This is a genomic window from Couchioplanes caeruleus (assembly GCF_003751945.1).
Lineage (GTDB): Bacteria > Actinomycetota > Actinomycetes > Mycobacteriales > Micromonosporaceae > Actinoplanes > Actinoplanes caeruleus.
Genome location: NZ_RJKL01000001.1, coordinates 1,246,013 through 1,259,692 on the forward strand (window position 1 = coordinate 1,246,013; position 13,680 = coordinate 1,259,692).

Annotated in this window: 1 protein-coding gene (running past one end of the window); it reads right to left on the reverse strand. The window is 73.5% G+C overall.

Features of this window, described 5'->3' with window-relative positions; genetic code table 11:
* Positions 1-13,579: the 5' portion of a type I polyketide synthase gene (locus EDD30_RS05505; protein WP_123678095.1), read on the reverse strand. It extends 13,430 nt beyond the left edge of the window; only the first 13,579 of its 27,009 coding nucleotides appear in the window; it begins with the start codon at positions 13,577-13,579; its stop codon lies off the left edge, out of view.
* Positions 13,580-13,680: the final 101 nt, after the last annotated feature.

The window sequence follows — 13,680 nt, forward strand, 5'->3', positions numbered from 1 at the left end:
TGACGACGGTGTCGTCGGACTCGAGAGCCTGCTTGAGGCCGGCCAGGGCGAGCACCGGATCCATGAAGACCAGGCCGCTGCGCCGGATCGACGCCGGGTCGACGCGGCCCAGCTTCATGTCGTCGGACCAGATGCCCCAGGAGATCGACGTGGCCCGGGCGCCGCGGGCGCGGCGGGTCTCGGCGAGCGCGTTGAGGTAGGCGTTGGCGGCCACGTAGGCGGCGTGCTGGCCGCTGCCCCACATGCCGGCGGTGGACGAGTAGAGCACGAAGTCGTCCAGGTCGTCGCCGAGCAGCTCGTCGAGCAGGCGTGCGCCGGTCACCTTGGCGTGCATCACCCGGTCGAAGGCGTCCAGGCTCGTCGCCTCGATGGAGGCCAGCTCGATGACGGCGGCGGTGTGCACGACCGTACGGACCGGGGCGCCCTCGGCAGCGAGCCGGTCGATCAGGGCGCGCAGCGCGTCGCGGTCGGTGACGTCACAGGCGACCGCCTCGGCGACCCCGCCCAGCTGTGCGATGAGCTCGGCCGCGCCCGGCGCCTCGGGGCCGCGACGACTGATCAGCACGATCTTCTCGGCACCCTGGTCCGCCAACCAGCGGACCAGGTGCGGGGCGAGGGTTCCGGTGCCGCCGGTGATCAGGATGGTGCCGTTCGGCGTCCACTGCCGCTTTTCGCCGGCCGGGGCGCGCAGAACGCGCCGGGCCAGGACTCCGGACGAGCGGATCGCCACCTGGTCCTCGCCGGTGCCGCCGGTGAGGACCGCGGCGAGGCGTTCGCCCGCGCGCCGGTCCAGCTCGGTGGGCAGGTCGATGACGCCGCCGAAGCGCTGGGGGTGTTCCAGGGCGGCGGTCCAGCCGAGGCCGGCGATCTGCGCCTGGCCCGGGTTGGTGATCCGGTCCGAACGGCCGGCCGCGACCGCTCCGCGGGTGAGGAGCCACAGCGGCGCCTCGTGCCCGGCCTGGATCAGCTCGATGCTGCGGGCCAGGCCCTCGGTCAGGCCCGGATGGGTGGGGGTCGGCTCCTCCCGGGCGGCCAGCACGGACACGATGCCGGTCAGATCGGCGACGGGCTCGTGCACGACGGTGGCGCCGTGCGCGGTGAGCGCGGCCTGCACCTGCGGGTCGTCACCCACCAGCAGCCAGGTGCCGGTGAGCGTGGCGGGCGGTAGCTTGGTGACCGGTTTCCAGCTCGCCCGGTAGCGCCACCGGTCGATGGTGGAGCGGTCCTTGCGGTGGCGACGCCACTGGGCCAGTGCGGGCAGGACCGGTGTGAGCGTGGCCGCGTCGAGCTGCAGACTCGCCGCCAGGGCATCGGTGTCCTCGCCCTCGACCGCGGTCCAGAACTCGTCGTCGGCCGGATCGGCGGTGCCGCCGGCCTGCTGCGGCGGTCGGATGGCCCAGAGAAACTCCTCGGTGAAGGCGTACGTGGGCAGTGGGATCCGCCGCGCGCCGGTGTCCGCGAAGATCGGGCGGAAGTCCACCCGTACCCCCCGCACGAAGGCTTCGGCCAGCGAGACGAGGAAGCGGTCCAGCCCGCCGGTGTCGCGGCGCAGGGTCCCGACCGCCGTGACCGGCCCGCCCGCCTGCTCGGCGACGGCCTGCACGCCCATGGTGAGCACCGGGTGCGGGCTGCACTCGATGAAGGTCCGGTGGCCTTGCTCGATCAGGGTGCTTACGGCGGGTCCGAACCGGACGGTGTGGCGCAGGTTGCGGAACCAGTATCCGGCGTCCAGCCCGGCGGTGTCCTGCCAGTCGCCGGTGAGGGTGGAGAAGAACGGGATGTCCGAGGCCCGCGGCCGGATCGGCGCGAGGGTCTCGAGGATCTGCGCGCGCAGCAACTCGACCGAGTCGGAGTGCGAGGCGTAGTCCACCGGGATCCGGCGTACCCGGATCTCCTCCGTGGTGAGCCGCTCGACCAGGGCGTCCAGGGGCTCGTCCGGGCCGCAGACGACGACCGCGCCGGGTCCGTTGATCGCGGCGACGGACAGACCGGTCCCCTCGATGCGGCTCGCGGTGTCCTCGGCGCTCAGTGCCACGGAGATCATCCCGCCGGTGCCGGCGAGGGTGGCGGCGATCGCCCGGCTGCGCAGCACGACCACGCGGGCGCCGTCGGACAGCGACAGCGCTCCGGCCACCGTGGCCGCGGCGATCTCGCCCTGGGAGTGCCCGAGCACGGCGTCCGGCCGGACGCCGTGCGCCTGCCACATCGCGGCGAGCGACACCATCACCGCGAACGACGCGGGCTGCACGACGTCGACCCGGTCCAGTGAGGGCGCGCCGTCGGCCTGGCGCAGCACGTCGATCAGGTTCCAGTCGCAGAACTCGCTGAGCGCGACCGCGCACTCGCCGAGGCGCTCGGCGAAGACCGGTGACTCGTCGAGCAGCCGGGCGCCCATGCCCGCCCACTGCGATCCCTGCCCGGGGAAGACGAACACCGTCCGGCCGTCGGTGTCGACGGTGCCGGTGACCACGGTGGGCGCGGATCTCCCACGGGCCAGGTCGTCCGCGCCGGCCACGAGCTCGTCCGCGGTGCGGCCGATGATGACGGCCCGCTGCTCGAACAAGGTACGTCCGGTGAGCAGCGAGAAGCCGACGTCGCCCGGGTCGGCCGCGGCGAGGGCGGCGACATTGGCGGCCTGTCCGGCGAGCGCCGAGGAGGTCCGGGCGGACAGCACCCACGGCACGGGCCGGTCGTGCGGGAGCCGCGGTGGCTCCGGCGCCGCGGCGGGCGCCTGCTCGATGATGGCGTGTGCGTTCGTGCCACTGATGCCGAACGAGGAGACCGCGCCACGGCGGATCCGCTGCGCCGACTCCGTCCATTCGGAGGCCTCGCGCAGCAGGCTGACCGTGCCGGACGTCCAGTCGATGTGCGTGGAAGGCTGGTCGGCGTGCAGGGTGCGCGGCAATGAGCCGTACCGCAGGGCCAGCACCATCTTGATGACGCCGGCGACGCCGGCCGCCGACTGGGTGTGCCCGATGTTCGACTTGACCGAGCCGAGCAGCAGCGGTCGCTGCGGGTCACGGTCTCGACCGTACGTGGCCTGCAGCGCCTGCACCTCGATGGGATCGCCCAGCGCGGTACCGGTGCCGTGGGCCTCCACCACGTCGACGTCCGCGGCGTCCAGTCCCGCGCCGGCGAGCGCCGCGCGGATGACCCGCTGTTGGGCGGGGCCGTTGGGGGCGGTCAGCCCGTTGGACGCACCGTCCTGGTTGATGGCGCTCCCCCGGACCACGGCCAGGACGGGGTGGCCGTGGCGCTGGGCGTCGGACAGCCGCTCGACCAGGAGCACGCCGACACCCTCGGCGAGGGTCATGCCGTCCGCGCCGTCGGCGAACGCCTTGCATCGCCCGTCGGCGGCGAGGGCACGCTGCCGGCTGAACGCGATGAACGGGTTCGGGTTCGTCATCACGGTCGCACCGCCGGCGAGGGCCAGGTCGGTCTCACCGTTGCGCAGCGACTGGCAGGCCAGGTGCAACGCGACCAGCGACGACGAGCACGCGGTGTCGACGGTGACCGCGGGCCCTTCCAGCCCGAACACGTACGCGATCCGGCCGGACAGCACGCTGGGGCTCGTGCCGGTGACGGCGTGCCCGGCCGCGTCGGAGTCGAGGCCGAGCCCGTAGTCCTGGTAGGACGAGCCGATGAACGTGCCGGTGCGGGTGCCGTGAACGGTGGTCGGATCGATGCCGGCGTCCTCGAACGCCTCCCACGTCGTCTCCAGCAGCAGGCGCTGCTGAGGTTCCATGGACAGCGCCTCGCGCGGCGAGATGCCGAAGAAGCCGGGATCGAACTGGCCGGCGTCGTGCAGGAAGCCGCCACGCGTCGAGTACGTGGTGCCGGGGTGGTCCGGGTCGGGGTCGTAGAGGCTCGCCACGTCCCAGCCGCGGTTCACCGGGAACTCGCTCGTCGCGTCGGCGCCCTCGGCGATCATCTGCCAGAACTGCTCGGGGGTGCGGACGCCACCGGGGAATCGGCAGGCGATACCGACGATGGCGATCGGCTCGTCGAGGGCAGCGCCGCCACCCGTCGCGCGGTCGATGCCGGTATCCGCGCCGACCAGCTCACCGAGCAGGAAGCCGGCAAGCGCGACCGGGGTCGGGTAGTCGAACGCAAGCGTGGCCGGCAGTGCCAGACCGGTGATCGCGACCAGGCGCTTGCGCAGTTCCACCGCGGTGAGCGAGTCGAAACCGGCGTCGCGGAAGGCACGGCGCTCCGCCACGGCCTCACCGGAGGCGTGGCCCAGCACCGCCGCGGCCTCGGTGCGGACCAGCTCGACCAGCAGCCGGGTGCGCTCGGCGGAGTCCAGGCCGCGCAGCCGGCCGGCGAGTTCCGAGGACGCGCCGGTGCTGGTACCCGTGTCCGCCAGCCGGCGCACTTCGGGCAGCTCGTCGAACATGCGGCTGGCCCGGGCCGCGCAGAAGACCGGGTGGTAGGTGTTCCAGTCTACGTCGGCGACGGTGACCGTGACATCGCGCTGCACGATCGCGCGGCGCAGTTCGGCGAGAGCGGTGCCCGGTCGCAGGAACCTCAGACCGCTGCGCTGCAGCGTTTGCGAGAGCGCGTCGTGGGTGGCCATGCCGGCGTCGGCCCAGGGGCCGAACGCGACCGCGGTGGCCGCGAGGCCGCGCGCTCGACGCCGTTGCGCGAGCGCGTCCAGGTAGGCGTTGGCCGCGCCGTACGCGCTCTGTCCCGCGCTGCCCCACACCCCGGCGATCGATGACACCAGGACGAGGAAGTCGAGGTCGTGCCCCTCGAGCAGGCTGTCGAGATGGGCCGCGCCGGTCATCTTGGCGGAGACCGTCGCGGCGACCTCGTCGAGGGTGGCCGCGGTGAGCGGGCCGGCCTGCCCCACTCCGGCGGCGTGCACGACGCCGTTCGGCGGCCACGCGGCGATGACCTCGGCGAGAGCATCCCGGTCGGCGGTGTCGCAGGCGACCACGGTGACCCGGGTACCCATGGCCTCCAGTTCCGCGGCCAGGTCTGCGATACCGGGTGCGTCGGGGCCGCGCCGGCCGGTCAGCACGAGGTGCCGCGTGCCGGCGGCGGCGAGCCATCGGGCGACGGTGGCACCGAGCGCGCCGGTGCCACCGGTGATCAGCACGGTCTCGGGAGCCGTCAACGCGTCTGCGTCAGGGACGGAGGCGACCGGCCGGTGGTCGAGCCGGGCCGCGAGCAGCCCGGTGTCGCGGATAGCTAGCTGGTCCTCGCCGCCGTGCGACGCGAGCACGCCGACCAGCCGTTGCACCGCAGGGGCGTCGAGCGTGCCCGGCAGGTCGATCAGACCGCTCCACGGCACCGGTCGTTCCAGCGCCGCGGCGCGACCGAAGCCCCAGGCGGCCGCCTGGACGGGGTTGGCGGGCTCGTCGGTGGGACCCGTGGTGACCGCGCCGCGGGTCAGTGTCCACACCGGCACCCCCCACGTAGCGTCGGCGAGGGCCTGGGCGAACGTGACCACCGCGGCCAGGCCGGCAGGGAGACCTCCGGCCGCGTCCTCCGGCCGGTCGGCCAGGGCGAGCAGCGACACCACGCCGGCGACGTCGCGGTGCTCCTCGAGCGCGGTGACGAGCGCGGCGCGGTCGAGTCCGGTCACGTCCCGCACCTCCAGGCGGGCGCCGTGGCCGCGCAGGGCGTCGGTGATCCCGGTGGCCTCCACCCCGTTGGCGGTGACGACCAGCCAGGTGCCGTCGAGCACCGGTGCCGCGCCGGCACGTACCGGACGCCACCGCGTGTGATAGCGGATGGCGTCCAGGGCTGCGCTCTCGGCCTGGTGGCGGCGCCATGCGGACAGCGCGGGCAGCAGCGCGTACAGCGAGGCGTGCTGTTCGTCGCGCAGACCGAGCAGGCCGGCCAGGCCGGTGGCGTCGCCGGCCTCGACGGCCTGCCAGAGCGCCATGTCCGCGGCGCTGTCGGTGTCCCCCGCGGCGGGCGCGACCGTGTCGGGCCAGTAGCGCTCGTTCTGGAACGCGTACGTGGGCAAATCGACCCGGCGCGCGGCCGGTTCGGCGACGGCGGCCCAGTCGATGCCCGTCCCGCGTACGTGCATCCGGGAAAGAGCGGCCAGGATCGCGCGGACTTCGTCGCGGTCGTCGCGCAGGACGGGGAGGCAGTCGGCGGCGTCGCCGAGCGCTCCCTCGGCCATCGCGGTGAGCACGCCACCCGGTCCGGCCTCGACGAAGACGTCGGCGCCGGTGGCGACGACGCCGTCGGCGAAGCGGACCGTCTCCCGGACGTGCCGCACCCAGTAGGACGGCTCGGTGAGCAGCTCGGTCTCCACCCGGCCGGTGACGGTCGAGACGATCGGGATGCGCGGAGCGGCGAACGTCAGCCCCGACACCACCTGTGCGAACTCCTCCAGCATCGGATCCATCCGATGCGAATGAAACGCATGACTCACCGCCAACCGCTTACTCCGACGACCCGGCAACCGCGACACCACCGCCGCCACAGCACCCTCGTCACCCGACAGCACCACCGACACCGGCCCGTTCACCGCCGCCACCGAGACACCCTCACCCAGCAGCGGCACCACCTCACCCTCGCAAGCCTCCAGCGCCACCATCACCCCACCGGCTGGCAACCCCTGCATCAACCGACCCCGCGCCGCCACCAGCACACACGCATCCACCAGCGACAACACCCCCGCCACATGCGCCGCCGCGACCTCACCCACCGAATGACCGGCGAGGACGTCCGGGCGCACGCCGAAGGATCCCAGGAGCCGGAAGAGCGCCACTTCGAGGGCGAACAGGGCAGGCTGGGTCCAGCGGGTCTCGTCGAGAAGGGCCGGGTCGTCGCCCCACACCACCTCGCGCAGGCCCTCGAAGTGGCCGCACACCTCGTCGAACGCCTCGGCGAACACCGGGAACCGCGCCGACAGCTCACGCCCCATGCCCAGCCGCTGCGAACCCTGACCCGAGAACAACACCGCCAGCCTGCCGCCCGTGCGGGTCTCTCCGGAGACGAGGGCGGCATCGCTTCGCCCGGCGGCGAGTGCGGCCAGCGCCCTGAGCAGTTCGTCGCGGTCCCCGACCAGGGCGGCGCGGTATTCGAACGCACTGCGCGTGGTCGCCAGCGACAGAGCGACGTCGGCGGCGCGCTCGCCGGTCAGGAAGGCACCGAGGCGGGCGGCCTGGTCGCGCAGCGCGGCGAGGCTGCATCCGGAGAGCGGCCACGCGACCGGGCCGGTCTCCGCGGCCGGCTCGGCGACCGGGGTGTCCGGGGCCTGCTCCAGGATCACGTGCGCGTTGGTACCGGAGATGCCGAACGACGACACGCCGGCACGGCGGGGCCGGCCGGTCTCGGGCCAGTCGGTCCTGGCGTCGACGAGTCGCACGGCACCGGCCGACCAGTCCACGTGCGAGGACGGCCGGTCGGTGTAGAGGCTGCGTGGCACGCTGCCGTGGCGCATCGCCATGACCGTCTTGATGATGCCGGCGACACCGGCGGCCGCCTGGGTGTGACCGAGGTTCGACTTCACCGAGCCGAGCAGCAGCGGCCGATCCTCGGCCCGCTCCTGCCCGTACGTCGCCAGCAGCGCCTGCGCCTCGATCGGGTCACCGAGGATGGTGCCCGTACCGTGCGCCTCCACGACGTCGATGTCACCGGTGCCGAGCCCGGCGCCGGCCAGCGCGGCGTGGATCACCCGCTGCTGCGAGGGGCCGTTCGGGGCGGTCAGCCCGTTGGACGCGCCGTCGGAGTTGACCGCGGACCCGCGGACCACGGCGAGCACGGTGTGGCCGTTGCGGCGGGCGTCGGACAGCCGTTCGAGAACGAGGACGCCGACGCCCTCGGACCAGCCGACGCCGTCGGCGGCGTCGGAGAACGCCTTGCAGCGTCCGTCCGGTGACAGCCCGCGCTGACGGGAGAACTCGATCAGTGAGGTCGGTGTGGACATCACCGTGACGCCACCGGCGAGGGCGATCGTGCATTCGCCGGCGCGCAGGGCGTGCATGGCCCAGTGCAGGGCGACCAGCGACGAGGAGCAGGCGGTGTCGACCGAGACGGCCGGGCCCTCCAGGCCGAGGGCGTACGCGACGCGGCCGGACGCGATGCTGGCCGAGGTGCCGCTGCCCTGGAAACCCTCGAACCGCGGTCCGGTGAGGAAGGCCGAGTAGTCGTTGTACATGATGCCGGTGAACACACCGGCGCGGGTTCCGCGCAGGGTGACCGGGTCGATGCCGGCCCGCTCGATCGCCTCCCACGAGGCCTGCAGGAGCAGCCGCTGCTGGGGGTCCGTGGCCAGTGCCTCTCGGGGGCTCATCCCGAAGAACGCGGGGTCGAAGTCGCCGGCGTCGTGCAGGAAGCCGCCGTAGCGCGCGTAGGTGGTACCCAGGTGGTCGGGATCGGGGTGGTAGAGGTGCTCGAGGTCCCAGCCGCGGTCGACCGGGAGGCCGGAGATCGCGTCGGCCTCCTCCGCGACGAGCCGCCAGAGGTCCTCGGGCGAGGAGACCCCTCCGGGGAAGCGGCAGCTCATCCCGACGATGACGATCGGGTCGTCGGCGGTGGCCGCGAGCGGCGTGGTCCGGGCGGCCGCCGGTGACGCGCCCGTCAGCTCGTCGAGCAGGTGGGCGGCGAGTGCGGTCACCGTGGGATAGTCGAAGATCATCGTGGCGGTGCTGCGCAGGCCGGTCACGGCGGCGATCCGGTTGCGCAGCTCGACCGCGGTGAGCGAGTCGAAGCCCAGGTCGGTGAAGGGACGGACGGGGTCGACGTCGTCCGGGCCGGCGTGCCCCAGGACGAGGGCCACCTGCGTGCGCACGAGACCGACGAGGGTGGCGTGGCGCTCGTCCGTCCCGAGGCCGGTGAGTGTCTGCATCAGACCTGCCGCTGCCTCGGTGCCGGAGACCGCGGCCCGGCGCGGGGCCCGGATCAAGCCCCGCAGGAATGCCGGCACGTCACCTCGGGCCCGCAGCACCGGCAGGTCGAGGCGGACCGGGAGCACCACGGGGCCATCGTGGGTGAGAGCGGCGTCGAGCAGCGCCAGCCCTTGCTCCGTGGTGAGAGCCGGCGTGCCCGCCCGGCCGAGGCGGTCGAGATCCGTCGCGGACAGCATGCCGGCCATCCCGGCCTGTTCCCACGGGCCCCAGCCCAGCGACAGGGCGGCCTTGCCTTCGGTACGCCGCAATTCGGCGACCGCGTCGACGAAGGCGTTCGCGGCGGCGTAGTTGGCCTGCCCGGCGGCTCCGGCGGTGCCGGAGAAGGACGAGAAGACGACGAAGCCGGCGACGTCACCGGCCGCGCGGTGCAGATTCCACACCGCGTCCGCCTTGGGGCGCAGCACCGTGCTCAGCCGTTGCGGGGTGAGCGACTCCACGACCCCGTCGTCGAGCACTCCGGCGGCGTGCACCACCGCGGTCAGGTGGTCGATGCCGGCGACGAGAGCGTCGACGGCATCGGCGTCGGCGACGTCGCACGCGGTCACCCGGACCCGGGCGCCGGCCTCGGTCAGCTCGTTCACCAGCTCGGTGACGCCGTCGGCGTCCGCGCCTCGGCGGCTGACCAGCAGCAGGTCGCGCATGCCGCGCGCGACGAGGTGCCGGGCGGTGACCGCGCCGAGACCGCCGGTACCGCCGGTGACGAGCACCGTGCCGTCCGGATCCCAGGCGAGTGCGTTGCTGGTGGCGGCGACGCGGGCCAGCCGGGCGCACAGGACCCGGCCGCCGCGCAGGGCGAGTTGCGGTTCGTCCGAGCCCAGGGCGGCGAGCAGGCCGTCGGTGCCGCCGGCCGGGTCCAGGTCGACCAGGCCGAAGCGGCCGGGGTGCTCGGCCTGCGCGGAACGCACCAGGCCGCGTACCGCGGCCGCGGCAGGGTCGGTGTCCGCGCCGCGGGTGACGAAGACGAGCCGGACGGCGTCCTTCCGGGCCAGGCAAGCTTGGACCGCCGTCAGGGCGTCGGCCGTCGCGCGGTGCGCCGCGTCGGCAGGTTCACCTGCGGGCGCGACCTGGGTCACGACGATCGGTGCCCGCTCGTCGGTGGGCAGTTCGGCGGCGAGGCCGAAGGCGTCGGGTCCGGACAGGGCGATCGCCGAGGGTAGCGCCGAGGTGCCTCGCAGGGGCACCCAGTCGAGGTGGTAGAGGGCCGACCGGCCCGCGGCGGCGTTGCCGTCGGGGGCGCGCAAGGTCAGGGCGCCGATGGAGACGACAGGCTGTCCGGCGGGATCGACCGCGGCGACGGTGACCGTGTCCTCACCGGCCGGGGACAGCCGCACGCGCAGGGTCGTGGCACCCGTGGTGTGCAGGGTGACGTCCCGCCAGGCGAACGGCAGGCCGGCAAGACCCATCAGCGGCGTGGCGTGCAGCACCGCGTCGAGCAGCGCCGGATGGATGCCGAACGCCTCCGCCTCCACGGTCTCCGGCAGCGCGACGTCGGCGTACACGTCGTCGCCGTCGCGCCAGGCGGCGCGCAGTCCCTGGAACGCCACGCCGTAGCGGAAACCCGCGTCGGCCATCCGTTCGTAGTGTCCGGTCAGGTCGATCTCGCCGGCTTCCTCCGGCAGACCGGGCACGACGTCGGCATCGGCGGCGTCCGGGGCCAGCGTTCCCGTGGCGTGCGGTGTCCATGGCGCGTCCTCGGCGCCTTCCGGCCGGGAGTACACGTCGATCGTGCGGTGACCGGCTTCGTCCGGGCTGCCCACCCAGACCTGCACGTCGACACCGTGCTCAGCGCTCAGCGTCAGAGGGTTGGAGAGGGCCAGGTCCTCGACGCGGTCGCAGCCGGCCTCGTCGCCGGCGCGGACGGCCAGATCCAGCAGCGCCGTGCCGGGCAGCAGCACGGTTCCCCCGACCTCGTGGTCGGCGAGCCAGGGGTGCGAATGCACCGAGAGACGGCCGGTGAGCAGCAAGCCGTCCGTGTTCGCCAGGGAGACGGCGGACGCCAGCAGCGGGTGGTGGGCAGCGCCCGTGCCGGGAACGGCGGCGCGGGTGCCCCGGGGCCAGAACCGGCGGCGCTGGAACACGTACGTGGGCAGGTCGGCGCGTTCACTGCCGGTGCCGGCGAACCACGCCTCCCAGCGCACCGGCACTCCGCGCACGTGCAGCTCGGCGAGCGCGCCGGTGAAGGTGGCGGCCTCGGGCCGACCCGGTCGCAGCACGGCCACGGCGGCGGCGTCCTCGACGTTGCCGCGGGTAGCCGCCGCGAGCGTGCTGTCCGGGCCCAGCTCCAGGTAGGCGGTAACGCCGTGGTCGCGCAACCACGTGACGCCGTCGGCATACCGGACCGTGGCACGGACCTGCCGCACCCAGTAGTCGGGGGACGTGAGCTCCTCGGCGGTAGCGAGGCGACCCGTGACGGTCGAGACGATCGGGATGCGCGGAGCGGCGAACGTCAGCCCCGACACCACCTGCGCGAACTCCTCCAGCATCGGATCCATCCGATGCGAATGAAACGCATGACTCACCGCCAACCGCTTACTCCGACGACCCGGCAACCGCGACACCACCGCCGCCACAGCACCCTCGTCACCCGACAGCACCACCGACACCGGCCCGTTCACCGCCGCCACCGAGACACCCTCACCCAGCAGCGGCACCACCTCACCCTCGCAAGCCTCCAGCGCCACCATCACCCCACCGGCTGGCAACCCCTGCATCAACCGACCCCGCGCCGCCACCAGCACACACGCATCCACCAGCGACAACACCCCCGCCACATGCGCCGCCGCGACCTCACCCACCGAATGACCGATCAGATGGTCGGGGGCGATGCCGTGCTCGGCGGCGAGCCGGTGCAGGGCGACCTCGACGGCGAACAGGGCGGGCTGGGCGCTGCCGGTCAGCTCCAGCGCGGCCGGGTCGTCACCCCACACGACCTCGCGCAGGCCCTCGAAGTGGCCGCACACCTCGTCGAACGCCTCGGCGAACACCGGGAACCGCGCCGACAGCTCACGCCCCATGCCCAGCCGCTGCGAACCCTGACCAGGGAACAACACCGCCAACTTGCCGCGGCCGTGGGTGTTTCCGGTGATCAGGCCGGGTGCGTCCTGATCCGCGGCGAGCGCGGCAAGGGCGGCGGCCGGGTCCGCGGCGGTGACGGCGGTCCGGTGTTCCAGAGCGGAGCGGGAGATGGCCAGGGCGCGGGCGACCGCCGTCGGGTCCTCACCGGTGTGCAGGAAGTCGAGCAGGCGGCGGGCCTGGTCGCGCAATGCGTCCGGGGTCCGGGCGGAGATCAGCCACGGCAGCTCGCCGGGTGTGATGGTTGCCGGCTCGGCCGCGGGCGGCTCAGGGGCCTCCTCGAAGATGGCGTGCGCGTTGGTGCCGCTGAGGCCGAACGAGGAGACGCCGAAACGACGGGGCTCCGCGCCCCGCGGCCAGGGCCGCTGCTCGGTGAGGAGCTGTACGGTGCCCGAGCTCCAGTCAACATGGCGGGACGGCACTTCGGCGTGCAGGGTCCGGGGCAGCATCTCGTGGCGCAGAGCCATGACCATCTTGATGATGCCGGCGACGCCGGCGGCCGCCTGGGTGTGGCTGATGTTCGACTTCACCGAGCCGAGCAGCAGTGGGTGGTGGGGGTCACGGCCTCGGCCGTACGTGGCGATCAGCGCCTGCGCCTCGACCGGGTCGCCGAGTGTGGTGCCGGTGCCGTGCGCCTCGACCACGTCCACCTGGTGCGCCGAGAGCCGGGCGTTGACCAGGGCGGCCTCGAGCACGCGCTGCTGCGACGGGCCACTCGGCGCGGTGAGGCCGTTGGAGGCGCCGTCGGAGTTGACGGCCGAGCCGCGCAGGACGGCGAGGACGGTCCGGCCCTTGCGGCGCGCCTCCGAGAGGCGCTCGAGGACCAGCACGCCGACGCCCTCGGACCATCCGGTGCCGTTGGCGGAGTCGGCGAACGAGCGGCAGTGTCCGTCGGCGGCGAGGCCGCCCTGGCGGGCCATCTCGACGAACGTGGTGGGACTGGACATGACCGTCACGCCGGCGGCGATCGCCGTTCCACACTCCTGCTGGCGCAGTGAATGCGCGGCCAGGTGCAGGGCGACCAGGGAGGACGAACATGCGGTGTCGACGGTGACGGTAGGGCCGATCGAGCCGAAGAAGTAGGCGAGGCGTCCGGAGAGGACACTCGTGGCGTTTCCGGTCAGCACGAAGCCCTGCACGTCGTCCTCGGGACCGACGCGGTAGTCCTGCGGCATGCCGCCGACGAACACACCGGTGCGGCTGCCCCGCAGGGACGCCGGGGGGATACCGGCCCGTTCGAAGGCCTCCCAGGTCGTCTCGAGCAGGACCCGCTGCTGGGGATCCATGGACAGCGCCTCGCGCGGCGATATGCCGAAGAAGTCCGCGTCGAAGTCCGGGGCGTCGTGCAGGAAGCCGCCGGCGGCCGAGGCGTCGGCGAGTTCGCCGCCGAGGTCCCAGCCGCGATCGGACGGGAAGCCCGACAACCCGTGGTCGCCCGCCAGGACCATCCGCCAGAGCGCCTCGGGGCTGTCCACGCCGCCCGGGAATCGGCAGGCCATGCCGACGACGGCGATCGGCTCCGCGGCCGCAGCCTCGAGCTCGCTCACCCGCTGGCGGGACCGCTGCAGATCGGCGGTCGCACGCTTGAGGTAGTCCCTGAGCTTCTGTTCCTTGTCCGCAGCGCCCGTCATGATCCGGAGTCTTCGCCGTGGCGATCGCGAAAATCCCTAGAGAGTGCGGTCCGCCGCCGACACTAGGAATTCACCGGACGGCGCGGATCAAGGATCGCAGC